This is a genomic window from Cellulomonas sp. H30R-01, assembly GCF_010119915.1.
Taxonomy (GTDB): Bacteria; Actinomycetota; Actinomycetes; order Actinomycetales; family Cellulomonadaceae; genus Cellulomonas; species Cellulomonas algicola.
The window spans coordinates 3,548,164-3,574,221 of sequence record NZ_CP048210.1 but is presented as its reverse complement, the minus strand read 5'-3'; the positions used below and the strand labels follow the sequence as shown (position 1 = coordinate 3,574,221).

Genomic DNA, 26,058 nt, shown 5'->3' with positions numbered 1-26,058 from the left:
TCTCTGCGTCTGCTGGACCATGGCCAGGCAGGCGCGTCCCGCCCCGGACGTCGGCCCCGCGCCACCCCGACGGCCGCCGACGCCCGTCACGTCGCCGCACGGGGCGTCCGGCGTGCCCCGGACGCCGACCGTCGCCCCGGCCGCGGGCGCGCCCCCGCAGGCGCTGCTCTCGCTCCAGGCGCTCGCGGGCAACCACGCGGTGACCGGCCTCGTCGAGGCGGGCGCCCCGACGCTCCAGCGCCAGCAGGTGCCCGCCGCACCGCCCGCGGCACCACCGGCCGCCCCGCCGGCCGCGGGTGCAGGGACCCCGCTCGCGGCCCCAGCGGAGCCGCAGCACCGCTTCGCGCGCATCGCGACGTGGACCGGCTGGACCGACTCGGCGGTCACGACGCACGACGTCGTCGGGGCCGTGCCGATCGCGCACCACGTCACGCCGATCGACGCCGTGCCCGCGTCGATCACGCCCGTCGGCTGGACGCCCGGCCAGTACGAGTCGCTGGCCGCGGCGACGGCGGCGATCAAGTCCGCGGGGACGGCGGGCGCCGTCTTCCTGGAGAACGGCAGGTACGTCGCCTACCACGCGAGCGGCGAGACGCTGCTGAGCGCGTTCACGCTCGCGAACGTCCTGTGGTTCCCGGAGAAGCCGTGGACGGCCGTGCGGTTCGACACGGACGCGCAGGTGATCGTCACGGAGGACGGCGCCGAGCTGCGGCCGACGCAGTTCACCACGAAGGACGACGCGAAGACGCGCATGGCGGACCAGGCGCTCATGCCGGGTGCGGGCACCGCGTCGACGGACCCGTTCGCGGGCTACAAGCAGGGCCTCGACCTCACGAAGCCCGCGGTGCTGGAGCTCGCGTTCGGCGCGGCGATGCGCGACAACGCGCTCGCGGTCCTCGCGTCCGCGCGGGTGCGGGTCCAGCGCGACGTGGACCGTCGGTTCGCGTCCGGCACGGTCTCGCAGGCGGAGATCCAGACGATGCGGAGCACCGCGGAGTACCTCGCGGGCATCGACGCCGAGATCGCCGCGATCCCGAAGACGCTCCCGAGCGGCACGCAGGAGTCGTACGCCGAGTTCCAGGCGAACCACCAGCGCTTCCAGGCGCTGCAGGCCCGTCGTCGGGTGGTCCTCGCGCGGTACCCGGCGCTCGCCCGGGTCGACGCCACGGCGTTCGCCAGGCTGAGCCCCGAGGAGCAGAACGCGCAGCTCGGCGCGGACGCGCTGCAGGTCCTCGAGGACATCGACACGACCCGCAACAACATCCACGACGGGTCGGTCAACCTGTGGAAGATCCGCTCGGTCGTCGACTCGACGATCGCCGGCCTCGGCATCTCCGACCCCGAGGCGCGCAAGCAGGTCGAGAACCTCGTCGCGGCGAACCAGACGTCGATCGCCGAGACGGTCCTGACGCTGTTCACGCTCGCGTTCGGCATCGGCGCGGCGTTCGCGACCGGGCCGGTCGGCGTCGCGCTCGCGGCGGGCGCGTTCGGCCTCGGGGTCGCGGACGCGATCTCCCAGACGGAGGCGTTCTTCGCCGAGCACGCGGCGTCGAACACCGACCTCGACCCGGCGCAGTCGCTGCTGTCGCCCGAGGAGGCGCGGTCCTGGGGCTGGCTCGTCGTCGCGTGGGTGGGTGTCGTCGCCGACGCCGCGCAGGTCGTGACCGCGCTCAAGGCGGTGAAGGCCGCCAACGGCACGCTCGAGGTGGGCGTCACCGCGCTCGCGAAGGGCGACCAGCGGCTCGCCGCGGACCTGCGCCGCGCCGCGGGCATCGCCGACGCGGGCGAGGTGCTCACGGAGGCGCTGCGGCCCGGGCTGTCGCGACGCGTCGGCACGACCATCGAGGTCAACGCGTCGCTGGCGCCGCGCGAGATCCGGGTGGACATCCTGGTCGACGACGCGGGACGCGTGTCCGTGCAGGGGATGGTCGTCGGCGCGGAGGCGACGGTCGGCGAGATCCTCGCGCACGGGCAGGTCGTCACCATGGTGCGCCGCTACGACGGGCTCGTCGGCAAGATCCGCGAGCTCGTCGACAAGGTGCGCTCGCTCGCCGGCTTCCCCGCGCCGGGCGTCAACCCGTTCACCGCGGGCTCGCAGGCGTACGAGTCGTTCTTCGAGGTCATGAAGCTGCCCGACATCATCGCGGCGCGGCGGTCCGCGCTCGGGCGCGCCATCGGCACCGCCGAGGAGGACGTGCTGCGCCGCGAGGTCCGGTTCCTCGAGTCGGAGCTCGTCGAGCACTCCGCCGCGGTCGAGCGCATGGCCGCCGAGAAGGGCTCGGGGTTCGTCGCCGCCGCGGGCGAGGAGACGCGCAACGCGATCCGGTCCGGCGCGGTCCCGCCGCTCGAGGGCAACGCGCTCGTGAAGGACCCGTCGGCGTACTACTACCGGCGCAACCCGGCGGGGGACCCGCCGTTCCTGCTCACCCGGTTCGCCGACTCGAAGGAGCCGGCGCTCACCCTCGTGCGCGAGGGGTCAGGGTGGAAGATCGCGACGGGTGCGCTGTCGCGGCGCGAAGAGGGTGCGGCGCTCGTCGCGTCGTGGAGCGACGACCTCAAGCGCGGGTTCGCGGCGCTCGTGGGCCGATTCGCCGACGCGACCGTCGTGCCGCTGCGCGGTGTCGCGACCACCCGCCGCCGGCTGCAGGAGGTCGTCACCGGGGCGCAGCAGTACGAGCTGCGGCAGATCCTCGCCGAGGCGCTGCGGACCCACCCGGACCCGCTCGTCGAGGCGACGCAGTCCGTCGACGCCCTCCTCGCGCACGAGATCGTCGTCGTGCGCGGCACCGACCAGCTGCGCGCGTACAACTACAGGCTCGCGTTCGAGACGGCGTCGGGCGCCCCGGCGTCGGGCGACCTGCACCACCTCATCCCGCTCTACCTCGGCGGCGACCACCGCCGGCTCGTCGACATCGAGCCGCTGCTGCACGACCGTCTGCACACGCTCATCGAGGGCATCCCGATCGGGGACGGCGTCACGCTCGCGCCGTCGTCGATCCAGAACTCGGCCGCGCTGACGTTCGACTACGGCGCGGGCATCCTGTCCAGCAACGGGCGCGTGCAGCTCGGCCGGTTCGCGGCCGACGGCACGTTCGTCCCGGTGCCGTGAGGAGGGCGCACGTGCGGACGCTGTGGCACGCGGAGGTCGGCGCGGGGTTCTACCTGCCGCGGCACCGGCCGCTGCTCCGCGACCGCACGGTCACGGTGCGGGCCGGGGGGACGGTGGCGGCGGTCGACGCCGTGACCGGCGACGCCCGGTGGGCCGTCGACCTGCACCACCCGTCGGACGACGGACGCTGGTTCCTGCCGACCCCGCGCGGCCTCGTCACGGACGTGGCGCACGTCGAGGACGGGCTGACCGAGGTCGTGGGTGTCGAGGACGGGTACGCCGCGTGGCACCGCGTCCTGCCGGTGCTCGACGCGACGTCGTGCGCGGTCGTCGAGGGTGAGCGGCTGCTCGTCACGGGCGCCACCCCCACCGGCCACGCGCTGCTGCTCGCCCTCGACGCGGGCGCCGGTGCGGGCGCCTCCGCGGGTGCGCCGGACGTCGCGACGCTGCCGCTCCCGTGGCTCCCGCTCGGGCTCGTCACGCTCGGCCCGGGCCGGCTGCTCGCGATGCACCGTTTCGGCGCGGCGACCCCCGGCCTGTTCGAGGTCGACGTCGCGACGGGGCGCTGCACGGCACGCGCCGACGACGACGTGTGGCCGCTCGAGGCGTCCGGCGACGCGGTCGCGACGGTGTGCGCCGCGGCCGGTGGCGGTCACGTCCTGCGTGTGCTCGACCCGGTCGGCCTCGAGGCGCGCTGGTCGGCGCCGGTGTCGGCGGACTGCGCGGCGCTCGCCGGCGACGTGGTCGTCGCGGGCCGTGGGGGACCTGGCGACGGAGGGGCGCGGGTCGTGGCGTTCGCGGTCCGGACCGGTGAGGTCGTCTGGGAGGCACCGGTCGGCGACGGCCCGGTGTTCGACGTCAGCGGCGCGGCGGGCGTCGTCGTCGTGACGACCGGCGCCGGGGTCGTGGTGCTCGACGCGCGGGACGGTCAGGTCCTCGACACGGGCGCCCGCGCGTGCGCGCCGCCGCACGTCGGCGACGGTGCCGTCCACCTGCTGCGGGACGACGGCCTGGTCGCCGCCGCGGTGCCCTGAGCACCGCGGTGCTCGGGGCAGGGTGCGGCAGGATGGTGCGGTGACCGAGCCGTACCGCGTGATGACCGTCTGCACCGGCAACATCTGCCGCTCGCCCATGGCGGAGATCGTGCTCCGCGACCGCCTCGACGCCGCCGGCCTGGGCGACCAGGTCGTCGTCGACTCGAGCGGCATCAGCGACGAGGAGCACGGCCGCCCGGTCGACCGCCGGGCGCGCGACGTGCTCGCCGCCCACGGCTACCCGGTCGGGGAGGGGCACCGTGCGCGGCAGGTCCGCGCGACCGACCTGCCGGCCCGGGACCTCGTGCTCGCGATGACCGCGCAGCACGCGCGGGCCCTGCGGCGCCTCGCCGGGTCGGGGGACGTCGCGGACCGCGTCGTCATGTACCGCGCGTTCGACCCGGCCGCGCCGGTCGTCGCGCCCGGTCAGCCCGAGCACGTGCTCGACGTCGACGACCCCTGGTACGGGGGGCCGGAGAACTTCGAGACGTGCCTCGCCGAGGTCGAGGCGGCGGCCGACGGGGTCGTCGCGCACGTGCGCGCGGCGCTCGCCGCCCGCGACGGGGCCCCGACGGCCTGACGCGCCGCCCTCCGCGACCGCCGGTCCCTCGCCCGACCGTCGCGGCCGTCCGGAGCACTGGGCGCTACAGCCAGCGGTTGCGGCGGAACGCGCGGTGCAGCAGGACGCACGACCCGGCGATGACGACGAGCACCGCCCAGAAGCCGAACGCGGTGTCGGCGATCGGCAGGTTCCGCACGTTCATGCCGTAGATGCCCGCGATGGCGGTCGGCACGAGCCCGATCGCCGCCCACGCGGAGATCTTCCGCATGTCGGCGTTCTGCTGGACGCTCACGCGTGACTGCGCGACGGTGACCTGCGCGAGGTCCGCCTGGAGCACCCCGGTCAGCAGGGTGTCGGCGGCCTCGATCGAGTCGGCGACGCGCAGCGTGTGGTCCTCGACGTCGCGGAAGTACTCCTGGAGGTCGCCGGGGATGCCCGGGACCTGGCCCGACGCGAGCCGGTGCACGGGCCCGACGAGCGGCACCACGGCCCGCCGGAACTGCTGCACCTCGGACTTCAGCCGGTAGATCCGCTCGGCGTGGTCCTCGCCGGGCACGGACCCGAACACCTGGTCCTCGATCTCGTCGAGGTCGACGTCGACGGCCCGCGCGACCTCCAGGTACTGGTCGACGGTGAGGTCGAGCAGCCGGTGCAGGACGGCCCACGGGCCGAGCGCCATCGTCTCCGCGTCCCCCTCGAGCGTCTGGCGCGCGCGCGACGGGATGCGCGAGTCGCCGTGCCGGACGACGACGACGAACCGGTGCCCCACGAACACGGCGAGCTCGCTGACGTCGACGACCTCGGCGTGGTCGACGTACCGGACGGGCTTGACGATGGCGAACGTGAGGTCGCCGTACCGCTCGAGCTTGGGCCGCTGGTGCGCGCGGATCGCGTCCTCGATCGCGAGCTCGGGCAGCGAGAACCCCTCGGCGAGGGCGTCGAACTCGTCCGCCGACGGGTCGACGAGGCCGATCCACACGAAGCCGTCCTCGTGCTCCGCCTCCTGCGCGGCGGCGAACACGTCGTCGAGCCGGTGCTGCCGGACCCCGCGGGTGTAGAGCGCGCAGTCGACGATCACCTTCTGATGCTCCTCTCGTCGCCCGGGCCCGTCGACCCGGTGCGTCCGCCCACGGGCGTCCGGGCGGCGTCGGTGGCGCCGCGGCCGGGTGGGCCGCACGGCAGGATAGGGCGGGTGAAGGTCGCATCCCGTGCGCACGTGCCGCCGTTCGCCGTCATGGAGATCCTCGCTGCCGCGAACGCGCGCCGCGCCGCGGGGGTCGACGTGCTCAACCTGTGCGCGGGCGAGCCGTCGACGGGTGCGTCGGAGGTCGTGCGGCAGCGCGCCGTCGAGCTCCTGACCAGCGGCGACCTCGGCTACACCGAGGCGCTCGGCGCCCCGGGCCTGCGCGCGGCGATCGCCACGCACTACCGCACCTGGTACGGCGTCGACGTCGACCCCGCGCGCATCGCGGTCACGACGGGCTCGTCGGGCGGCTTCATGCTCGCGTTCCTCGCGGCGTTCGACGTCGGCGACCGCGTCGCGCTCGCCCGCCCCGGGTACCCCGCGTACGCGAACATCCTGCGCGCACTGGGCTGCGAGGTCGTCGAGCTGCCGTGCGGGCCGGCGTCGCGGTTCCAGCCGACGGTCGCGCACCTGGAGGCGGCCGGCCCGCTCGACGGGCTCGTCGTCGCGAGTCCCGCCAACCCGACGGGCACGATGGTCGGGGCGTCGGCGCTCGCGGACCTCGCCGCGTGGTGCGCGGAGCACGGCGTGCGGCTGGTGAGCGACGAGATCTACCACGGCATCACCTACGACGCCGACGCGCAGGTCGCGACCGCGGCGCAGTACCTCGACACGGGCGCGGTCGTCGTGAACTCGTTCTCGAAGTACTGGGCGATGACGGGCTGGCGGCTCGGCTGGCTGGTCCTGCCCGACGACCTCGTCGCACCCGTCGACGCGCTCGCGGGGAACGTCGCGCTGTGCCCGCCCGCGCTCGCGCAGCACGCCGGTGTCGCCGCGTTCAGCCCCGACGGGTACGCGGCCGCGCGGGCCAACGTCGAGCGGTACGCCGCGTCGCGGACCTTGCTGCTCGAGCGCCTGCCCGAGCTCGGCTGGACGCACGTCGCTCCCGCCGACGGCGCGTTCTACCTGTACGCCGACGTGTCCTCGACCGGCCTCGACTCGGTCACGTGGTGCGCGCGGCTGCTCGACGAGGCCGGCGTGGCGCTGACGCCCGGCACCGACTTCGACCCCGTCGACGGGCACCGGTTCGTGCGGCTGTCGTTCGCGTCGTCGCCGGACGTGGTGCGCGAGGCCGTGGACCGCATCGTGCGGTGGCAGGCGACGCTCGCGGCCTGACGCACGCGCGGGCACGATCGGGACGGGCCGCACGTTGACCCGTCGACCGCCGAACCCGGGAGGACCGACCATGCGCTGCCCCGTCGACCAGGCCGAGCTCGTGATGTCCGAGCGGCAGGGGGTGGAGATCGACTACTGCCCGACGTGCCGCGGCATCTGGCTGGACCGCGGTGAGCTCGACAAGATCCTCGAGCGCGCCGCCGCGCCCGACCCGGGCCTCGGCGTCGGGGGTGCCCGTCCGGCCGACCCGCGCCCGCCCGCCGACCCCCGGGCGCCCTACGACGAGCGCCGCTACGACGACCGCGGCGGCTACGACGACCGTCGGGGGTACGACGACCGTCGCGGCTACGACCCGCGCTCCGGCGGCGATCCCCGGTACTCGGGCGACCCGCGCTACCGCAAGAAGAAGAAGGACTCCTGGTTGGAGGACCTCTTCGACTTCTGAGGCGACTCGGCCCTGCTGCGTCCCGGCCGGCGTGCGCGCCGAGCCGGGGCGGGCGGTCCCCGTCCGGGGACGACCACGCCGAAGGCGCGTGCATCGTTGGAGAACAGGACGCCGATGAAGCGATTCACCTGCTTGTGAGGCCCGCCGTGGGCCGGGACGTTAGCGATCACATCGCTAGCTGACTCCCACCCGCGGAAGGACCTCCATGCCCTTCTCCCTCCGGCGTCGTGCGCGCGCACGCCGCCTCCTGTCGCTCGCCGCTTCGGTCGCGCTCCTCGGTGGCGGTCTCGTGGCCGCCTTGCCGGCGCAGGCCGCGGCGCCCGCGCTCCGGTCGGCCGCATCAGGACGGTGCCTCGACGTCGCCGGCAACAGCACGACCCCCGGCGCGGCGATCCAGATCTGGGACTGCAACGGTGTCCCCGGGCAGGGCTGGACGCTGACGTCCGCGGGCGAGCTCCGCACGTTCGACGGCACGCGCTGCCTCGACGCCCTCGACTGGGGCACGACCGCCGGCACCGCCCTCGTCTCGTGGACCTGCACCGGCGGCGCCAACCAGAAGTTCGCCTGGGGCGCGAACGGTTCGCTGCGCGCCCAGCAGTCCGGCCTGTGCGTCGACGTCACGAGCAACCGCACCGCCAACGGCACGGCAGTCTCGCTGTGGACGTGCAACGGCCGCGACAACCAGCGGTGGACGAGCGTGTCCGGCGGCGGCACGACCTACCCGAACCCCGGCGTCGTCACGGGTGCGAGCTGGGCGCACGACCCGACCGTCGTCAAGCGCCCCGACGGCTCGTACCTGGTCGCCACGACGGGCCGCGGCATCCCGCTCACGACGTCCCGCGACCGCACCGCCTGGACCGACGCCGGTGCCGCCTTCCCGAACGGCACCCCGTGGACCGCGGCGCACACGACCGGCGACCTGTGGGCGCCCGACCTGTCGTACCGGAACGGGCAGTACTGGCTGTACTACTCGGCGTCGACGTTCGGCAGCCAGAACTCCGGGATCTACCTCGCGACGAGCCCCACCGGTGACGCCGGGACGTGGACCAACCGCGGCCTGGTCCTCAGCACGACGAGCAGCAGCGGCTACAACGCGATCGACCCTGACCTCGTCATCGACGCCCAGGGGCGGCCGTGGCTGAGCCTCGGGTCGTTCTGGTCCGGGATCAAGCTGATCGCGATCGACCCGTCCACGGGCCTGCGGTCCGGCACCGCGATCCACTCGCTCGCGACGCGCAGCGCGGGCATCGAGGCGCCGGACATCCTCTACCGCGACGGCTACTACTACCTGTTCGTGTCGTTCGACGCGTGCTGCCGGGGCGCGCAGAGCACCTACCGGGTCGCGGTGGGCCGCTCGACGTCGATCACCGGTCCGTACGTCGACCGCGCGGGCGTCGCGATGACGAGCGGCGGCGGCACGGAGATCCTCGCCGGGCACGGGTCGGTGCACGGCCCCGGACACAGCGCGACGCTGCGCGACGGCGACGGTGACGTGCTCTTCTACCACTGGTACACCGACGCGGGGGACTCCCGGCTGGGCATCAACCTGCTCGGCTGGGACGCCGCGGGCTGGCCCTACGTGCGCTGAGGACGCCGACCCCGGGCGCCACGGGGAGCGACGCCCGGACGACGGACGCGGCGGTCGACGTGGTCGTGGTCACCTCGTCGGCGGCCGCGCCTGTGCCTGCGGGCCGGAACGTCCCGCGCCGCGAGATCGACGGTCGTGCGACGGCCCGGACGTCGCACGCCGACGTAGGTTGGTCGACGTGCACGTGCCCCCGCTCGTCGAGCCCGGCCCGCCCCTGACCGCCGCCCAGGTGGCCCGCGGGTCCCGCCATCTGCTGCTGCCCGGTCTCGGCGTCGACGGCCAGCGTCGGCTGCGGAACGCGCGCGTCCTCGTCGTCGGCGCGGGCGGGCTCGGGGCACCCGTGCTCCAGTACCTCGCGGCGGCGGGCGTCGGCACGATCGGCGTGGTCGACGACGACGTCGTCGACGTCACCAACCTCCAGCGCCAGGTCGTCCACGGCACGGCCGACGTGGGCCGCCCCAAGGTCGAGAGCGCACGCGACGCGATCGCGGACCTCGACCCCGACGTGCGGGTCGTCGTCCACGCCCTGCGGCTCGACGAGGAGAACGTCGACGACGTCCTGCGCGGCTACGACCTCGTCGTCGACGGCACCGACAACTTCCCGACCCGCTACCTCGTCAACGACGCGTGCGTGCGGCTCGGGCTGCCCGAGGTGTGGGGGTCGGTCCTGCGGTACGACGCCCAGACGACCGTGTTCTGGGGCCGCCCGCCCGCCGGCTCGGGCGTCCCCGCCGTGCAGCTCCGCGACCTGTTCCCGTCCCCGCCGCCGCCGGACACCGTCCCGTCCTGCGCCGAGGCCGGCGTGCTCGGGGCGCTGTGCGGCCAGGTCGGGTCCGTCATGGCGACCGAGGCCGTCAAGCTCGTCACCGGCCTCGGCGAGCCGATGCTCGGCCGCGTCCTCGTCGTCGACGCCCTCCGCGGCCGCTGGTCGGAGGTCCCGCTCGTCCCGTCCCCGCGCCGCGTCGCGGACGAGCTGCTGCCCGCACCGTCCGCGGGGGTGCCTCTCTCGTCGAGCCCCACCGCGTCGTCCGCGCCGACGACCGGTGGTCCGCGGCGGCGCGACGACGACGTCCCGACCGTGACGGCCGCCGAGCTCGTCGCCCGCCTCGCCGCCGACCCGTCGACCGTGCTCGTCGACGTGCGTGAGGCGGCGGAGCTCGAGGTGGTCGCCGTCCCCGGCGCCACGCACGTCCCGCTCGGACGCATCCTCGACGGCTCCGGCGTCACGGACCTGCCCCGCGACCGGCCCGTCCTCGTCGTCTGCCAGGTCGGCGCCCGTTCGATGGTCGCCGCCCGCGCGCTCCGCGCGTCCGGCGTCGACGCGGTCAATGTCGAGGGCGGCGTCCTCGCCTGGCTCACCACCCGCTCGTGAGGGTCGCGGACGGACCGTCCGGCGAGGAGATCGCCGTCGTCTGGACGGCCTTCCCCGGACGAGCCGGGCACGGCGCCGGCGTGTCGCGTGAGTCGGTGTGGTCTGTCGTCGCGCAGCGCTTCGCCGAGCTGCTCGCCGACGGGGGCGGGTACCTGGAGGTCGGTCCGGCCGGGGATGGGCACCCGCTGGTGGCGATCGGGTTCGACGAGCACGTCGCCGTCGTCCACCTCTTCCCGGACCCCTCGTCCTGCCTCCTGCTCGTCGGTGACCGATCGCGTGCGTCCGACGACGTCGTCCGCGTCCCGGTCCTCGACTCGACGGCCGAGTTCGAGGGCGTCTTCGCGACGGCCCCGCGGGACGCCTGGCGCGTGGTGGAGCGCGTCCTGCGGCACGGAGCTGACGGCTCGCACTGGTTCGAGGTCTGACGCAGGGACGCAGAGCGTCGGGTGAGGCGGCAGGTGCGTTTCTCCCGGTGGTCCGTGCCCGCGCCTCCTGACCGGCGGGTGGCAGGATCGGGGGGTGCCGACGACCACCGCGATGCGCACCCTGGACGAGCACCGGGCGGCCGCCCTCACGCTCGCCACGCCGCTGCCGACCGCCGTCGTCGGGCTCGCCGACGCGCTCGGGCACGTGCTCGCGCAGGACGTGCGGACCGACGAGCCGCTGCCGCGCTGGGACAACTCCGCGATGGACGGCTACGCGGTCCGTGCCGACGACGTGCGCGACGCGTCCGACACGTCGCCCGTGACGCTGCGGGTCGTCGCCGACCTTCCTGCGGGATCCTCGGGGCGGCCGTCGGTCGAGCCGGGCACCGCCGCGCGGATCATGACGGGCGCTCCCGTCCCCCCGGGTGCGGACACGGTCGTCCCGGTCGAGGACACGGACGCGGGCACGACGACCGTCGAGGTCAGGGCGTCGAAGGCCGCCGGCCAGCACGTCCGGCGCACGGGCGAGGACGCGGTACCCGGCGACCTGGTCGTCGCCGCGGGCACGCTGCTCGGCCCGGCGCACGTCGCGGCGGTCGCGTCGGTCGGCGTCGCGCAGGTCGCGGTGCACCGGCGGCCACGCGTCGCGGTGATCAGCACGGGCGACGAGCTCGTCACGCCCGGCACGACGCTCGCCCACGGGCAGATCCCTGACTCGAACTCGTGGCTCCTCGCCGCCGCGGTCCGCGAGGCGGGCGGCGAGGCGATGCGGCTCGGGCCCGTCGGCGACGACCCCGACGCGCTGCGTGACCTGCTGCACGGGCTCGACGGCGGCGTCGACGCGATCGTCACGTCGGGCGGGGTCAGCGTGGGCGCGTTCGACGTGGTCAAGGCGGCGCTGCTCGACGAGCCCGACGTCGTCTTCGTGCCCGTCGCGGTGCAGCCGGGCAAGCCGCAGGGCCTCGGGCGTCTGCCGGGCGGGACGCCCGTGTTCGCGCTGCCCGGCAACCCCGTGAGCTCGTTCGTGTCGTTCGAGCTGTTCGTGCGACCCGCGCTGCTGCGGATGCGCGGTCTGGCCGACGTGGAGCGCCCGACGACGACCGCCGTGGTCGACGACGGCTGGCGCACCCCGCCCGGCCGCGCGCAGGTCATGCCGGTGCGCTTCGTCGCCCCGCACACGAGGCCCGCCGACGCGAGCGCGTCCGACGACCGCGACGTCGCGGTCGCGGTGCAGGACGGGTCCCACGCCGTTCCTGCCTCCCCGACGCCCCCGCACGTCGTCCGCGCCACCGCGGGCGGCTCCGGGTCGCACCTCGTCGCCCGCCTGGCCCTCGCCGAGGGCCTCGCGATCGTCCCGCCCGACACCACGGTCGCCGCCGGCGACCTCGTCACCGTCCTGAGAGTCGCCCCATGACGCAGCCGTTCACCCACCTCGACGCCGCGGGCCACGCCCGGATGGTCGACGTCACGCACAAGCAGCCGACGGTCCGCGCCGCGACCGCGACGGGTCGCGTCGTCTGCGGGCCGGACGTCGTCGCCGCGCTGCGCGACGGCACTGTCCCGAAGGGCGACGTGCTCGCGGTCGCGCGCGTCGCCGGGATCGCCGCCGCCAAGCGCACGGCCGAGCTGCTGCCGCTCGCGCACGTCATCGGCGTGCACGGCGTCGTGGTCGACCTGCGCGTGGAGGACGACGGCGTCGCGATCGAGGCGACCGTGCGGACCGCCGACCGCACGGGGGTCGAGATGGAGGCGCTCACAGCCGTCTCGGTGACCGCGCTCGCGGTCGTCGACATGGTCAAGGGCCTCGACAAGTCCGTGTCGATCGCCGACGTCCGGCTCGAGGCGAAGACCGGCGGCAAGTCCGGCGACTGGCGGCGCGAGCCGTGACGTTCGACGCGGTCGTCCTCGCGGGCGGTCGCGCGCAGCGGCTCGGCGGTGCCGACAAGGGGTCGGTCGTCGTCGCAGGTCGTGCGCTGGTCGACCACGCGCTCGCGGCGGTCGCGGACGCCCGGACGGTCGTCGTCGTCGGTCCGCCCTCGGTCGCGCGCCCGGGCGTCCCGACCGTCCAGGAGTCGCCCGCGTTCGGCGGGCCGGTCGCCGGTCTCGCCGCGGGTCTCGCGGCTCTGCCCGCGTCCACGACCGCGATCCCGCGACTCCCGCTCGCCGGCGACGTCCCCTCCGAGCACGCCGCGCCGCCGAGCACTCAGCCACCGGTCGCCGATGACGCCGTGCCCGTCGACGAGGACGCCCTCGTCGTGGTCCTGGCCTGCGACGTCCCCGGCGCCGGCCGCGTGGTGCCCGCGCTGGTCGCCGCGGCGCTCGTGGACCCCGAGGCGGACGGCGCGCGGCTGGTCGGCGCCGACGGGTCGCCGCAGCACCTCGTCGCCGCCTACCGCCGGTCCGCGCTCGACGCCGCGCTCGACGCGCTCCCGGACGGCCCGCGCGACGCGTCGGTGCGGAGCCTGGTCGCCGGGCTGCGGCTCGTCGACGTGCCCGACCCCGACGACGCCGCCGCGGACGCGGACACGTGGGACGACGTGCGGCGCCTCGACGTCCGCCTGTCCGGTGGCACCATCGACCCTGACGACGATCGGAGGACACCGTGAGCACAGACCCCCGCAGGGCGCCCGGCGCGGACCTGCCCGCCTGGGTGGAGCACGTCGCCGCCGAGCTCGGCGTCGACCCCGGGCTCGTCGACATCGAGCGCATCCTCGACGTCGCGACGGACGTCGCGCACTCGGTCGCGCGGCCCGCCGTCCCGGTGACGATGCTGGTCGCGGGCCTGGCGATCGCCTCCGGCCGGTCCGGCGAGGACGTCCTCGCGACCGCCCGTCGCGCCGCGCTCGCGTGGGCGTCGGACGAGAACGTGCTCCCGTGACGACGCCCCCGCGCGGCGCGACCGCCACGACGTCAGCCGTGACCGACGCGAGCGACACGGCACCCGGGACGGCAGGCACGGCCGGCGCGCCCGTGACGACCGCGGTCGGGGCGGTGTCGGTGCGCTACTTCGCCGCCGCGGCGGAGGCGGCCGGCGTCGACACCGAGACGGTCCCCGCGGGTACCGCGGCCCTGGTGGTCGCCGAGCTGACGCGTCGCCACCCCGACCTCGCGGCGGTGCTGAGCCGCTGCGCGCTGCTCGCCGACGGCACGCGTGTCGAGCGCGACGACGAGGTCCGCGCGGGTGTGACGCTCGACGTCCTGCCGCCCTTCGCGGGCGGCTGACCCGCCCGGCAGGTCGCACACCGGGCGGGTCGACGCCTCACCAGGGCAGCGCGCCCGCCCGGTCGTGGAACGTCCCGGACGGCGCGTCCGGACCGACGGTCGCGGCCGCGACGACGGCCTCGGCGCCCTGCTCGACCGTCTGGAACCCCTGGTGCCCGTTGAGGCCGGTCGCGGTGTAGCCGGGGTCGACGGCGAGCACCTGGTACCCGTCGAGCACCTTCGCGTACTGGCTCGTGATCATGTTGAGCGCGGCCTTCGACGACGGGTACGCGAGCCCGGCGATGGTCGACTCGAAGCGTGCCGGGTCCGTGGTCACGCCGAACGAGCCGAGCCCGCTCGACACCATGACGACGCGCGGCTGCGCGGACCGGTCGAGCAGCGGCAGGAACGCGTGCGTGACCCGCACGGGCCCGAGCACGTTGACGCCGTAGACGGGCAGGAAGTCGGCCGGCGGGGTGTCCCGCGGCCCGACGAGGCGCCCGCTGACGCCGGCGTTGTTGACGAGCACGTCGAGGCGCCCGTGCGTGGTGTCGACGACGCGCACGGCGTCGGCGACGGAGGCGTCGTCGGTGACGTCGAGCCGCACGGCCCGTGCGTCGCCGCCGAGCTCGCCGGCGACCCGCTCGCCGGCGTCGAGGTCGCGCGCACCGACCCACACGGTCCAGCCGAGCGCGACGAGTCGGCGGGCGGTCTCCCGCCCGATTCCCTGGGTGGCCCCCGTGACGAGGGCGATGGTGGTGTCCATGCCGTCGACCCTCCGCCGCGGCACGCGCGGGCTCCAGGGCGTGCGCACCCTGGGACCGGCGGTCCCATGCTGACGCCACCCGCGCGCCGCCGTGCGGGTGGATCCTGGGCGCATGGATCGCGGGGAGCTGGCCCAGGTGCTGCGACGTGCGCGGGGGCGCCTGTCGCCGCAGGACGTCGGGCTCCCGGCGGGCGAGCGTCGCCGGGTCGGGGGTCTGCGGCGTGAGGAGGTCGCGCTGCTCGCGGGCGTGAGCGTCGACTACGTCGTGCGGCTCGAGCAGGGTCGCGGCCCCCGCCCGTCGGCGCAGGTGCTGCGCGCGCTGGCCCGGGCGCTGCGGCTCGACGACGACGAGCGTGCGGAGCTCTTCCACCTGGCGGGCTCGCCGCCGCCGCTGCCGGGGACGGTCGACGACGTCGTGCGGCCCAGCGTGCAGCGCCTGATGGACCGGCTCGTCGACCTGCCGGTGCTCCTGCTCGACGCGCGCGGCGACGTGCTCGCGTGGAACGCGATGGCGTCGGCGTTGCTCGGCGACTGGTCGTCGGTGCCGGAGCGGGAGCGCAACGTGAACCGGATCCGGTTCCTCGGGACGACGCCGTACGGCCCGCGGACCCGCGTCGCGATGTCGCACGACGAGCGCGAGGCGACCGCGGCCCAGGCCGTCGCGGCGCTGCGGACGGCGGCCGCCCGGTACCCGAAGGACGCCCGCCTGAACGAGCTCGTCGCCGAGCTCCGGCGGGAGAGCCCCGACTTCGAGCGGATGTGGCAGGAGGGCGGCGCGAGCGTGTGGCGCAGCCACCGCAAGTCCGTGGACCACCCGACGGTCGGGCGCGTGACGCTCGACTGCGACGCGCTGCACGTGCCCGACAGCGACCAGGCGATCATCGTCTACTCGGCGCCGGCCGGGAGCCCCGCCGCCGACGCGCTGGCCCTGCTCCGCGTCATCGGGACGCAGTCGATGACCCCGGCGGAGACGCGGGCGACGACCCAGGGCTGAGCCCGCGGGACGGGCCGTGCGGGCTCGTCGGGGGGCCAAGGGTGCGCCGCGTCGGCACGGTCCGCACGCCGAGGGACGGTGCTCCACCGGAACGGGCGACAGGATCCGCGCTCGCCGCGCGACCCCGTCGGAGCCGACCTAGCGTGGCCCGACAACCCCGTCCCGAGCGAAGGGAGCACGGCATGCCGACGATCGACCAGACCATCGATGTGGCCGTCCCGATCAGCACCGCCTACGACCAGTGGACGCAGTTCGAGGAGTTCCCGCACTTCATGGGTGGCGTCGAGGAGGTGCGCCAGGTGACGGACACGCTCACCCACTGGCGGACCTCGATCGGCGGCGTCGAGCGCGAGTTCGACGCGCAGATCACCGACCAGCACCCGGACCAGCGCGTCGCGTGGCGCAGCGTCGACGGCCCGACCCACGAGGGCGTCGTGACGTTCGAGGCCGTCGACGCGGGCACCACCCGCGTGCACGTCGAGACCCGGTGGGAGCCGGACTCGCTCGTCGAGAAGGCCGGTGCCGCCGTCGGCGCGGACGACCTGCAGGTCAAGGCCGACCTCAAGCGGTTCAAGGAGTTCATCGAGAACCGCGGCACCGAGACGGGCGCCTGGCGCGGCGACGTCTGACCGCCTGACGCACGACGACGCCCGGTCCTCCGCGTGGGGTGGCCGGGCGTCGTCATGTGGCGGCTGGGCCGTCGCGGAGCCGCGAAGACCGGCGTGCACGTGGGCCGTCAGTCGTCGAGCGGCCGCGCGTGCGCCTCGAGCCACGCGGCGACGTCCTCGAGCGGGAGGTGCTCGTCGCCGCCGACGGTACGGACGAACCGGTCGACCTCGCGTGGGTCGGCGACGAGCCGAGAGCCGTCGAGCCGGTACAGCACGTCGGTCATCGTCCAGGAGAGCCGCTTGTTGCCGTCGAGGAGAGGGTGCGATCGGTTGAGGGCGTCGAGGAGGGCGGCCCCCTTGAGGTGGAGCCCTTCATAGGCCTCGACGCCCCACACGACGGCCGCCGGCCGCGCCAGGGCGGATGCGAGGGCGCCCTCGTCGCGGATGTAGAGGCCCAACAGCTCGCAGAAGTCGAGCGCGTCCTCCATGTCGACGTACGTGAACGTCGTCATCGCGACAGCAGGTCGAGCGCCTCGGCGTTCTCCGCGATCGAGTCGCGGATCGCCCGGGCCGCCGCCGACCGCCGCGCCGCGCGGGCGGCGAGAGACGCGTCCTCGTCGGCCGCGTCCAGCCGGGCGGCGTGCTCCCGGACGGCGATGGCGACGACGTCCGTCATGGTCCGCTTCTCGCGCTCGGCGACAGCGCGCAGCAGGTCCTCGTCAGCCGGGTCGAGCCGCAGCGTCATGGCCATGGGAGCACTCCTCGAATCGCCTCAGGTATCTGTGAGACACCACCTTATGCGGTGATACCCGCGAGACACCAGGCGTCTCGGATCAGCCGCCGATCGCGCTCATCGGACGGTCGGGCTGCCGGAACGTCGGCTCTCCGATGCCGTGCCCCGCCTTCTTGCCCGCGAGGCAGCGCCGGAACGCGTCGGCGACGGCCTCGTCGTCGAGCGCCTCGTCCCGCACCACCGCCCGCACGTCGACCTCGTCCTGCGCGAAGAGGCACGCGCGCAGCTGCCCGTCGGCGGTGAGCCGAAGCCGGTCGCACGCCGCGCAGAAGGGCGCGGTGACGGACGCGATGACGCCGACCGTCTGCGGGCCGCCGTCGACGTACCAGAGCTCGGCCGGCGCGGCCCCGCGGCCGGGTACCTCGGTGAGCGTGAACGCCGAGGTCAGCCGGTCGAGGATCTCCTTTTGGGTGACCATCTGCGTGCGGTCCCACGTGTGCCCGCCGTCGAGCGGCATCTGCTCGATGAACCGCATCTGGTACCCGCGGTCCACGGCGAACCGGGTGAGCGCGACGACCTCGTCGTCGTTGACCCCGCGCATCGCGACGGCGTTGATCTTCACGGGGTGCAGCCCGGCGGCGTCGGCGGCGGCGAGGCCGGCGAGCGTCTCGACCAGCTTGTCGCGCCGGGTCAGCTCGATGAACTTGCCGCGGTCGAGCGTGTCGAGGCTGACGTTCACTCGCGACAGCCCCGCGTCCCGCAGCGGCGACGCGAGCGCGGGGAGGCGGAGCGCGTTGGTCGTGAGCGACACCTCGGGGCTGCCGTGCGGGCCGGTGAGCGCGGTCAGCCGCCGGACGACGTCGACGACGTCGACCCGCAGCAGCGGCTCGCCGCCCGTCAGCCGGATCTCGGTGATACCCATCTCGACACCGACGCGCGCGACCCGCACGATCTCGTCGGTGCTGAGCATGGTCGAGCGCGCCAGCCACGGGACGCCCTCGGCGGGCATGCAGTACGTGCACCGCAGCGAGCACCGGTCGGTCAGCGAGATGCGCAGGTCGTGGTGCGGGCGCCCGAACCGGTCGACCAGCGGGCCCTCGACACGGCTGTCGGCCTGGGGCGCGTGCTCCAGGGGCGCGCGCTCGTGAGGAACGTCGTCCTGCGACGGCGCGTGAACGTCACCGTCGGGCACCGAGGACCGCACTGTCGGCATCGGCAGGTCCGTCATGTCATCCCCACCCACACGTGCGACCCGTCCGCGAGGACCTCGCGCTTCCAGACCGGCAGCTCGGCCTTGACCGTCTCGACGAGCGCCCGGCACACCGCGAACGCCTCGGCGCGGTGCGCGGTCGCGACGGCGCACACGATCGCCGCCTCCCCGACCTCGAGCCGCCCGACGCGGTGGCTCACCGCGAGCCCGAGCACGTCGTCGTGCGCCGCCGCCCGCTCGGCGAGCCGCGTCAGCACCGCCGCCGCGTCGGGGTGCGCGCTGTACTCCAGTGCCACGACCTTCCCGTCCACCGACGGGTCGTGGTCGCGCACCAGCCCGACGAACGTCGCGACCGCCCCCGCCCGCGCGCTGCTCACATGTTCCACGTGAAACAGCAGGTCAAGCGGACGGTCGTCGATGCGCGCCAGCACGGTCATGCGTGGTCACCCCCCGCGACCTGGTCGAGCAGGTGGTCGAGCAGCGGCAGCAGCGTCGCGAGGTTGTCCCGGACGCCTCCAGGGGAGCCGGGCAGGTTGACGACGACGACGCCGTCGGCGGTCACGCCCGCGAGCCCGCGGGACAGGACAGCCGTCGGCACGGTCCGCGCCGACTCCCGCCGCAGCAGCTCGGCGATCCCGGGGAGCTCGCGGTCGAGCACCGCGCGCGTCCCCTCGGGCGTCCGGTCGCGCGGCCCGACGCCGGTCCCGCCGGAGGTCACGACGAGCCGCGCACCGTTGCGCACAGCCGCCTCGATCGCGTGCTGCACCGGGAGTGCGCCGTCCGGCACGACGACGACCTCACCGACCGCGAAGCCGGCCTCGACCAGAAGCTCGTGCGCCACCGGCCCCGACCGGTCCTCGCGCGTCCCGGCGGCCGACCGGTCGGACACGACGACGACCACCGCACGCCGCTCGTCCGGGTGTCCCGTGGTCACCGCGTCAGCCTAACGACGCCCCCTGGATCTGCCTCCGGTGCCCGCACCGTGGAAAACCGTGCGGACCGCGACAGCCGTGCCAGCATGGGCGCGACCCCGACGAGCGACCCCCGGAAGAGCCCCGATGCGCACACAGGCCCCGACGTGGCGACGGAAACGGCGGCTCCTGCTGAACGCGGCTGTCGTGGTCGTGGTCGGGCTCGCGCTGCTGCGCGCCGCGACGCGGGGGTCGACGGTGATCGCCGTGGCGGCGGTGCTCGCGGTCGTGGGCACGGTGTGGCTGGTGGTCGACTCCGTGCGCCGCCGACGCCGGCGTGCCCTCGCGCCGCTCGACCGCCGACGCGCCGACCGGGCGCACTGAGGGCTGCGACGCATGCACCGCGGCGCGCGCCGAGAGCTGCGAGGCACGCACGACGGTGCGCGCGACCCGGGCGCCGGCGTCTGGTCGCCCGACGGGCGGGGCGCGTCCTACGGTGCCCGGGTGGGACTCGAGCGGCGGACCGGGCGACTCGTCATGCGGCAGTGGACCGAGGCGGACCTCGAGCCGTTCGCGCGGATGAACGCGGACCCGGAGGTCATGGAGCACTTCCCGGCGCCGCTGACCCGCGAGCAGAGCGACGCGCTCGCGACGCGCGCGCAGGCGGGCCTGGAGCAGAACGGCTGGGGCCTGTGGGCGCTGGAGGTCGACGGCACGTTCGCGGGCTTCACGGGGCTGAGCCGCCCGTCGTGGAACCGGGACCTGGTCGAGGTCGGCTGGCGGCTGCCGCGCTGGGCGTGGGGGCACGGGTACGCGTCGGAGGCCGCCCGCGAGGCGCTCCGTGTCGGCTTCGACGAGGCGGGTCTGGACGAGATCGTCTCGTTCACGGCCGTGCTGAACGTCCGCTCGCAGGCCGTGATGCGGCGCATCGGCATGACACGCGACCCCGCCGACGACTTCGACCACCCGTCGGTCCCGCACGGGCACCGGCTCGAGCGGCACGTGCTGTACCGCATCGCCCGACCGGCGGTCAGCGGCGGGCAGGCGACCGCGGGTAGGCTGGCCCGGCAACGCGACAACTGAACACGCTGCTCGAACCGACGCGGGAGAGCTCCGGACACCACGAGCCGGACGCCGAAGGAGCAACCCTCCCCGGGAATCTCTCAGGCCCCTGTACCGCGACGGCGAGGCAACTCTGGAAAGTGGTCGACCTCTCGCGGGGACCGACCCACCGACGGTGCAAGTCGGCGCGCCCCGGGCCCGTAGCGGCCATGGCGGACCGGCAAAACTCTCAGGTCGCACGCCCCGGCGCGCGGATGACAGAGCGGGGAGCCCACACGCCCGTCCCGGCGCGCCCGCCGGACGACCCCCGGAGCAGCCCGTGACCGACCTCAGCTCGTTGCACGACGTCGTCGCCCGTGCCGGCACCCTCGCCGTCCCGCCCGTGCAGCCCGACGCCGACGTCCCCCACGCCGGCCCCGCGGCCGAGAGCCACACCGCCGCGGTCAACCTGACGGCCGTCGAGCACACGCCCGCCGCCGAGGGCTTCGCCGACCGGCACATCGGCCCGCGCGGCGAGGAGACGCTGCGCATGCTGTCGACGGTCGGCTACCCGACGGTCGACGCGCTGATCGACGCCGCGGTGCCTGCCTCGATCCGGACGGGCCGTGAGCTGGACCTGCCGGCGGCGCGCAGCGAGGAGGACGTCCTCGACGCGCTGCGGAGCATCGCCGGCCGCAACCGCGTGCTCACGTCGATGATCGGCCAGGGCTACTACGACACCGTGACGCCGCCGGTGATCCGCCGGAACGTGCTGGAGTCGCCCGCCTGGTACACCGCGTACACGCCGTACCAGCCGGAGATCTCGCAGGGCCGCCTGGAGACGCTGCTCAACTTCCAGACGATGGTCACGGACCTCACGGGCCTGGACATCGCGAACGCGTCGCTGCTCGACGAGGCGACCGCCGTGGCCGAGGCCGTCGCGCTCATGTGGCGCGGGCAGCGCAACAAGCCGGGCACGGTCGTGCTCGACGCGGACCTGTTCGGCCAGTCGCTGGCCGTGACGGTCGGGCGCGCCGAGGCGATCGGCCTGCCGGTCGTCGTCGCCGACCTGTCCGAGGGGCTGCCCGAGGTCGAGGGGACGCTGCTCGGGGTCGTCGTGCAGCAGGTCGGCGCGTCGGGTGCGGTGCGCGACCTGCGGCCGGTGATCGCGCAGGCGAAGGAGCGCGGCGCGCTCGTGACGGTCGCGTCCGACCTGCTGGCCCTCACGCTCGTGACGACGCCCGGCGAGCTCGGGGCGGACATCGCGGTCGGGTCGGCGCAGCGGTTCGGCGTCCCGCTGTTCGGCGGCGGTCCGCACGCCGCGTTCATGGCGGTCCGCACCGGCCTGGAGCGCTCGCTGCCCGGACGCCTCGTCGGGGTCAGCATCGACGCGGACGGCGCGCGCGCCTACCGCCTCGCGCTGCAGACGCGTGAGCAGCACATCCGCCGCGAGAAGGCGACGAGCAACATCTGCACCGCGCAGGCGCTGCTCGCGATCGTCGCGTCGATGTACGCGGTCTACCACGGCCCCGACGGCCTGCGGGCGATCGCGCTGCGCGTGCACGGGCACGCCCGGTCGGTCGCGACGGTCCTCACCGAGGTCGGCGTGACCGTCGAGCACGCGACGTACTTCGACACCGTGCGCGCGGTCGTGCCGGGTCGCGCGGCGGACGTCGTCGCGGCCGCGGCGGACCTCGGCGTCAACCTGTGGGCGCCCGACGCGGACCACGTGCAGGTCACCTGCGACGAGCGGACACGCCCCGAGCACGTCCTCGCGGTCGTCCTCGCGTTCGCGCAGGCCGGCACGACGCGTCTCGAGGCGGACGACGACGGCACGTTCGCGTTCGGCTTCGTCGGCGCGGGCGACCTCGACGGCCCGTCCGACGCCCTGCCGGACACGCTGCGCCGCACGACGCCGTACCTGCAGCACCCCGTCTTCCACCTGCACCGCTCCGAGACCGCGATGCTGCGCTACCTGCGACGCCTGTCCGACAAGGACCTCGCGCTCGACCGGACGATGATCCCGCTGGGCTCCTGCACCATGAAGCTCAACGCGACGGTCGAGATGGAGGCGATCTCCTGGCCCGAGTTCGCGTCGATCCACCCCTTCGCCCCCGCCGACCAGACGCAGGGCTACGCCGAGCTCGTCACCGAGCTGCAGGACTGGCTCGCCGAGATCACCGGCTACGCGGCGGTGTCCGTCCAGCCCAACGGCGGCTCGCAGGGCGAGTTCGCAGGCCTGCTCGCGATCCACGCCTACCACCGCAGCCGCGGCGAGGAGCGCGACATCTGCCTCATCCCGGCCTCCGCGCACGGCACGAACGCGGCCTCGGCGGCGCTCGCGGGCCTGCGCGTCGTGGTCGTCGCGACCGCGCCCGACGGGTCGATCGACCTCGACGACCTGCGCGCGAAGCTCGACCAGCACGGCCCCCAGGTCGCGGCGATCATGATCACGTACCCCTCGACGCACGGCGTCTACGAGGAGGGCGTCCGGACGGTGTGCGACCTCGTGCACGACGCGGGTGGCCAGGTGTACATCGACGGCGCGAACCTCAACGCGCTCGTCGGGCTCGCGCGGCCGGGCGAGATCGGCGGCGACGTGAGCCACCTCAACCTGCACAAGACGTTCTGCATCCCGCACGGCGGCGGCGGTCCCGGTGTCGGGCCGGTCGCGGTCGCGGCGCACCTCGCACCGTTCCTGCCGGGCGACCCGACCCCGCCCCGCGGCGGCGAGACCACAGGCGTCGCGAGCAGCGTCGCCCCGGTGTCCGCAGCCCCGTGGGGCTCGGCGGGCATCCTGCCGATCTCGTGGGCGTACGTCGCGCTCATGGGCCCCGACGGCCTGCGCGCCGCGACGGAGACCGCGGTGCTGGCCGCGAACTACCTGGCCACGCGTCTCGCGCCGCACTTCCCCGTGCTCTACACGGGCCCGAACGGGCTCGTCGCGCACGAGTGCATCCTCGACCTGCGCGACATCACGAAGCAGACGGGCGTGACCGCGGAGGACGTCGCGAAGCGGCTCATGGACTACGGGTTCCACGCGCCGACGCTGTCGTTCCCCGTGGCGGGCACGCTCATGGTCGAGCCGACCGAGAGCGAGGACCTCGCCGAGCTCGACCGGTTCGTCGAGGCGCTCGTCGCGATCCGTGCGGAGATCGACGCCGTCGCCGACGGTCGCTGGGCCGTCGAGGAGTCGCCCCTGCGGGGCGCCCCGCACACCGCGGCAGCCGTGACGTCCGACGACTGGGACAAGCCGTACCCGCGCCGGCTCGCGGCCTACCCGGTCGCGTCGCTCGGCGAGAACAAGTACTGGCCGCCGGTCCGCCGCATCGACGGCGCGCACGGCGACCGCAACCTGATCTGCTCGTGCCCGCCGGTCGAGGCGTTCGCCGAGTGAGCACGCCCGAGCCCACCCCGACGACGCCGACGGCCGCGACGGCCGCGACCGAGCCGGACCCGACGAACGGAGCGACCGTGAGCGACCCGACGGCGGACACCCTGTCCCCGCTGCACGACGAGCACGTCGCCCTCGGCGCCGCGCTCACGTCCTTCGCCGGGTGGCAGATGCCGCTGCGGTACTCGTCCGACATCGCCGAGCACACCGCGGTCCGCACCGCCGCGGGGCTGTTCGACCTGTCGCACATGGGCGAGCTCGAGATCACCGGCCCGCAGGCGGGCGCCGCGCTCGACACGGCCCTCGTCGGCCACCTGTCGGCGCTCGCCGACGGTCGCGCGCGCTACACGATGATCGTCGACGAGCACGGCGCGGTCCTGGACGACCTCGTCGTCTACCGGCTGGCGCCCGAGAGGTTCGTCGTCGTCGCGAACGCGTCGAACGTCGACGTCGTCCGCGCGGCGCTGGTCGAGCGGCTCGCCGGCTTCGACGCGACCCTCGACGACGCCTCCCTGCGCACCGCGCTCGTCGCGGTCCAGGGCCCGCGCGCGGAGGAGATCGTCGCGTCGGTGACCGAGGCGTCCGACGTCGACGCGGTGCGCGCGCTCAAGTACTACGCCGCGGTCCCCGCGACCGTCGCGGGCCTGTCCGCGCTCGTCGCCCGCACCGGTTACACCGGCGAGGACGGCTTCGAGCTGTTCGTCGACGCTGCCGACGCCCCCGCCGTGTGGCGCGCACTCCTCGCCGCCGGCGAGCCGCTCGGGCTCGTCCCCGCGGGCCTCTCCGCGCGCGACAGCCTCCGCCTCGAGGCCGGGATGCCGCTCTACGGCAACGAGCTCGACCGCACGACGACGCCCTACGACGCCGGCCTCGGCCGCGTCGTCCGGCTCGACAAGACCGGCGCCGACGGCAAGCCGCTCGACTTCGTGGGACGTGCCGCGCTCGCCGCTCGCCACGACTCCGAGCCCGCGCGCGTGCTCGTCGGGCTGCAAGGGCTCGGCCGTCGCGCCGCCCGGCACGGGTACCCGGTGCTCGCGTCGTCGGCGCCGGACGCCCCGCACGTCGGGACCGTCACGTCGGGCGCCCCGTCGCCCACCCTGGGGCACCCCGTCGCGATGGCCTACGTGACCCCGGAGGTCAGCGCACCCGGCACGGAGCTCGCCGTCGACGTGCGCGGACGCGCCGAACCCGTGCGCGTGGTGGCCCTGCCCTTCTACCGTCGTCCTCGATGACGCCGTCTCGTCGGGGCCCGTCCCGGCGAGACCCGACCCGACGACACCCGTCCTCGACGAGCCCGGCCCGGACCCACCTGGAGACGCCATGACCGACCTGCCCACGCACCTGCACTACACGCTCGAGCACGAGTGGCTCCAGGACGGCGCCCCCGCGACCGTCGGCATCACGTCCACCGCAGCCGAGGCGCTCGGCGACATCGTCTACCTCGAGCTCCCGGCCGTGGGTGAGACGATCACCGCCGGCGCGGTCGTCGGCGAGATCGAGTCGACGAAGTCCGTGTCCGAGCTCTTCTCGCCGGTCTCCGGCACCGTCGCCGAGGTCAACCAGGACGCGGTCGACGACCCGTCGCTCGTCAACTCCGACCCCTTCGGCCGGGGCTGGCTGCTCAAGGTCGACGTCACCGAGACGGGCCCGCTGCTCACCGCCGAGGAGTACGAGGCGCACGCCGCCGGCTGACGGTCGCCTCCGGGAGTGAACCAACTGCTGCGCTGATCCGTATATCGGACGTTACGGACCCGACACCATCGGCCGAACGGGTGAACCGCGCGGTCTCCTGCAACCCGGGTGTATCAGCATCGCCCCCCGGCGTTCATTGTGGGTGGCAGCGAGACCGGTACGCAGCGCTTCGCGAAAACGAGTTGGTGAAAGTGGCGTCATGACGCCCTGGTTGTCGCCTCTCATCCGGTACGCCGCCTCAGGCGGAGCCGGAGAAGTCGGCATCCATGCAGCACAACCGGAGGACACGATGAGCATGTTGGAGACGAGCGAGACGGTCGGGACCGTCACCGAGGCGCTGACGCGTCGCGAGCGGGTGGTCCTCGGCGAGCTCGGCGAGGACGTGACGCTCGAGGAGATCGCCACCCGTCTGTTCGTGACGCGCAACACCGTCAAGTCCCAGGTCCGCAGCGTCTACCGCAAGATCGGCGTCTCCACGCGCGCCGAGGCGGTCGCGTGGGCCGTCGCGCACGGCATCCGCTGATCTGACGAAGCCGACTTCCCGGCGGCCCGGTCACCCGGGCCGCCGCACGGCAGCCGGTCGCCACGTCCGAGTCGCCACCGGGACTGGCAGA

General features: G+C 74.9%; 28 protein-coding genes and 1 riboswitch. Of the genes, 21 read left to right on the top strand and 7 right to left on the bottom strand.

Features of this window, described 5'->3' with window-relative positions; all coding sequences use genetic code 11:
- Positions 1-112 precede the first annotated feature (112 nt).
- The 3 genes from GXP71_RS16010 (at position 113) to GXP71_RS16000 (ending at position 4,723) form a co-directional block, all read left to right on the top strand.
- Entirely contained in the window at positions 113-3,109 is a 2,997-nt protein-coding gene (locus GXP71_RS16010; RefSeq protein WP_162350972.1) for a hypothetical protein, read from the top strand.
- Between the two features lie 11 nt (positions 3,110-3,120).
- Entirely contained in the window at positions 3,121-4,143 is a 1,023-nt protein-coding gene (locus GXP71_RS16005; protein WP_162353455.1) for a PQQ-binding-like beta-propeller repeat protein, read from the top strand.
- 61 nt (positions 4,144-4,204) lie between these two features.
- Positions 4,205-4,723, top strand: coding sequence for a low molecular weight protein-tyrosine-phosphatase (locus GXP71_RS16000; RefSeq protein ID WP_162354407.1), 519 nt, complete (start codon positions 4,205-4,207; stop codon positions 4,721-4,723).
- 64 nt (positions 4,724-4,787) lie between these two features.
- Here the strand turns inward: GXP71_RS16000 and GXP71_RS15995 are convergent, their stop codons facing one another.
- Positions 4,788-5,783 carry a magnesium and cobalt transport protein CorA gene (locus tag GXP71_RS15995; RefSeq protein ID WP_162353454.1) on the bottom strand — a complete coding sequence of 332 codons (996 nt, stop codon included), beginning with the start codon at positions 5,781-5,783 and terminating at the stop codon, positions 4,788-4,790.
- Positions 5,784-5,897: 114 nt separating this feature from the next.
- Here GXP71_RS15995 and GXP71_RS15990 point away from each other — a divergent pair, with 114 nt between their 5' ends.
- From GXP71_RS15990 to GXP71_RS15945, 10 genes are all read left to right on the top strand, one after another.
- Positions 5,898-7,064, top strand: a complete 1,167-nt coding sequence (locus tag GXP71_RS15990; RefSeq protein WP_162353453.1) for a pyridoxal phosphate-dependent aminotransferase — start codon at positions 5,898-5,900, stop codon at positions 7,062-7,064.
- A gap of 70 nt (positions 7,065-7,134) precedes the next feature.
- Positions 7,135-7,509, top strand: a complete 375-nt coding sequence (locus tag GXP71_RS15985; protein ID WP_162353452.1) for a zf-TFIIB domain-containing protein — start codon at positions 7,135-7,137, stop codon at positions 7,507-7,509.
- A gap of 205 nt (positions 7,510-7,714) precedes the next feature.
- Positions 7,715-9,097 carry a family 43 glycosylhydrolase gene (locus tag GXP71_RS15980; protein WP_162353451.1) on the top strand — a complete coding sequence of 461 codons (1,383 nt, stop codon included), beginning with the start codon at positions 7,715-7,717 and terminating at the stop codon, positions 9,095-9,097.
- Between the two features lie 178 nt (positions 9,098-9,275).
- On the top strand, positions 9,276-10,469 hold the full coding sequence (locus GXP71_RS15975; protein WP_162353450.1) for a ThiF family adenylyltransferase: 1,194 nt from the start codon (positions 9,276-9,278) through the stop codon (positions 10,467-10,469).
- A complete protein-coding gene (locus tag GXP71_RS15970) occupies positions 10,466-10,894 on the top strand; it encodes a hypothetical protein (RefSeq protein ID WP_162353449.1) in 429 nt (142 codons plus the stop codon). Before GXP71_RS15975 ends, GXP71_RS15970 begins: the two co-directional genes overlap by 4 nt.
- A gap of 94 nt (positions 10,895-10,988) precedes the next feature.
- Complete coding sequence (gene glp, locus GXP71_RS15965; RefSeq protein ID WP_162353448.1) at positions 10,989-12,308, top strand: gephyrin-like molybdotransferase Glp; 1,320 nt, start codon at positions 10,989-10,991, stop codon at positions 12,306-12,308.
- Positions 12,305-12,781, top strand: a complete 477-nt coding sequence (gene moaC, locus GXP71_RS15960; protein WP_162353447.1) for a cyclic pyranopterin monophosphate synthase MoaC — start codon at positions 12,305-12,307, stop codon at positions 12,779-12,781. Before glp ends, moaC begins: the two co-directional genes overlap by 4 nt.
- Positions 12,778-13,500: a molybdenum cofactor guanylyltransferase gene (locus tag GXP71_RS15955; RefSeq protein WP_162353446.1), complete on the top strand. Its 723-nt coding sequence runs from the start codon at positions 12,778-12,780 to the stop codon at positions 13,498-13,500. Before moaC ends, GXP71_RS15955 begins: the two co-directional genes overlap by 4 nt.
- On the top strand, positions 13,497-13,772 hold the full coding sequence (locus tag GXP71_RS15950; RefSeq protein ID WP_162353445.1) for a DUF6457 domain-containing protein: 276 nt from the start codon (positions 13,497-13,499) through the stop codon (positions 13,770-13,772). The genes GXP71_RS15955 and GXP71_RS15950 overlap by 4 nt, the downstream gene beginning before the upstream one ends.
- Positions 13,769-14,116 carry a MoaD/ThiS family protein gene (locus tag GXP71_RS15945; protein ID WP_370520947.1) on the top strand — a complete coding sequence of 116 codons (348 nt, stop codon included), beginning with the start codon at positions 13,769-13,771 and terminating at the stop codon, positions 14,114-14,116. The genes GXP71_RS15950 and GXP71_RS15945 overlap by 4 nt, the downstream gene beginning before the upstream one ends.
- A 37-nt stretch (positions 14,117-14,153) precedes the next feature.
- Here GXP71_RS15945 and GXP71_RS15940 read toward each other — a convergent pair whose 3' ends face one another.
- Complete coding sequence (locus GXP71_RS15940; RefSeq protein WP_124344670.1) at positions 14,154-14,861, bottom strand: SDR family NAD(P)-dependent oxidoreductase; 708 nt, start codon at positions 14,859-14,861, stop codon at positions 14,154-14,156.
- Between the two features lie 112 nt (positions 14,862-14,973).
- Here GXP71_RS15940 and GXP71_RS15935 point away from each other — a divergent pair, with 112 nt between their 5' ends.
- Entirely contained in the window at positions 14,974-15,855 is an 882-nt protein-coding gene (locus GXP71_RS15935) for a helix-turn-helix transcriptional regulator (protein ID WP_162353444.1), read from the top strand.
- A 182-nt stretch (positions 15,856-16,037) separates the two neighbouring features.
- Entirely contained in the window at positions 16,038-16,484 is a 447-nt protein-coding gene (locus GXP71_RS15930; RefSeq protein ID WP_162353443.1) for an SRPBCC family protein, read from the top strand.
- Between the two features lie 107 nt (positions 16,485-16,591).
- Here the strand turns inward: GXP71_RS15930 and GXP71_RS15925 are convergent, their stop codons facing one another.
- The 5 genes from GXP71_RS15925 to GXP71_RS15905 all read right to left on the bottom strand — a co-directional run bounded on the left by GXP71_RS15925 (position 16,592) and on the right by GXP71_RS15905 (position 19,340).
- A complete protein-coding gene (locus GXP71_RS15925) occupies positions 16,592-16,975 on the bottom strand; it encodes a type II toxin-antitoxin system death-on-curing family toxin (RefSeq protein ID WP_162353442.1) in 384 nt (127 codons plus the stop codon).
- On the bottom strand, positions 16,972-17,214 hold the full coding sequence (locus GXP71_RS15920; protein ID WP_162353441.1) for a CopG family transcriptional regulator: 243 nt from the start codon (positions 17,212-17,214) through the stop codon (positions 16,972-16,974). The genes GXP71_RS15925 and GXP71_RS15920 overlap by 4 nt, the downstream gene beginning before the upstream one ends.
- 82 nt (positions 17,215-17,296) lie before the next feature.
- Positions 17,297-18,409 (bottom strand): GTP 3',8-cyclase MoaA, encoded by a 1,113-nt coding sequence (moaA, locus tag GXP71_RS15915; RefSeq protein ID WP_238402456.1) that lies wholly within the window; start codon positions 18,407-18,409, stop codon positions 17,297-17,299.
- A gap of 11 nt (positions 18,410-18,420) precedes the next feature.
- Entirely contained in the window at positions 18,421-18,843 is a 423-nt protein-coding gene (locus GXP71_RS15910; RefSeq protein WP_162353439.1) for a molybdenum cofactor biosynthesis protein MoaE, read from the bottom strand.
- Positions 18,840-19,340 (bottom strand): molybdenum cofactor biosynthesis protein B, encoded by a 501-nt coding sequence (locus GXP71_RS15905; RefSeq protein WP_162353438.1) that lies wholly within the window; start codon positions 19,338-19,340, stop codon positions 18,840-18,842. The genes GXP71_RS15910 and GXP71_RS15905 overlap by 4 nt, the downstream gene beginning before the upstream one ends.
- Before the next feature lie 124 nt (positions 19,341-19,464).
- On the opposite strand from GXP71_RS15905, the gene GXP71_RS15900 reads away from it, so the two are divergent.
- From GXP71_RS15900 to GXP71_RS15875, 6 genes are all read left to right on the top strand, one after another.
- Complete coding sequence (locus GXP71_RS15900) at positions 19,465-19,701, top strand: hypothetical protein (protein ID WP_162353437.1); 237 nt, start codon at positions 19,465-19,467, stop codon at positions 19,699-19,701.
- A gap of 120 nt (positions 19,702-19,821) precedes the next feature.
- Positions 19,822-20,400 carry a GNAT family N-acetyltransferase gene (locus tag GXP71_RS15895; protein WP_238402455.1) on the top strand — a complete coding sequence of 193 codons (579 nt, stop codon included), beginning with the start codon at positions 19,822-19,824 and terminating at the stop codon, positions 20,398-20,400.
- Positions 20,401-20,410: 10 nt separating this feature from the next.
- A riboswitch (glycine riboswitch) is annotated at positions 20,411-20,506 on the top strand.
- Between the two features lie 192 nt (positions 20,507-20,698).
- A complete protein-coding gene (gcvP, locus tag GXP71_RS15890) occupies positions 20,699-23,755 on the top strand; it encodes an aminomethyl-transferring glycine dehydrogenase (RefSeq protein WP_370520946.1) in 3,057 nt (1,018 codons plus the stop codon).
- Between the two features lie 77 nt (positions 23,756-23,832).
- Positions 23,833-24,984 (top strand): glycine cleavage system aminomethyltransferase GcvT, encoded by a 1,152-nt coding sequence (gcvT, locus tag GXP71_RS15885; RefSeq protein WP_202924268.1) that lies wholly within the window; start codon positions 23,833-23,835, stop codon positions 24,982-24,984.
- A gap of 88 nt (positions 24,985-25,072) precedes the next feature.
- Complete coding sequence (gene gcvH / locus GXP71_RS15880; protein WP_162353435.1) at positions 25,073-25,444, top strand: glycine cleavage system protein GcvH; 372 nt, start codon at positions 25,073-25,075, stop codon at positions 25,442-25,444.
- Between the two features lie 289 nt (positions 25,445-25,733).
- Complete coding sequence (locus GXP71_RS15875) at positions 25,734-25,967, top strand: LuxR C-terminal-related transcriptional regulator (protein WP_124342576.1); 234 nt, start codon at positions 25,734-25,736, stop codon at positions 25,965-25,967.
- Positions 25,968-26,058 lie beyond the last annotated feature (91 nt).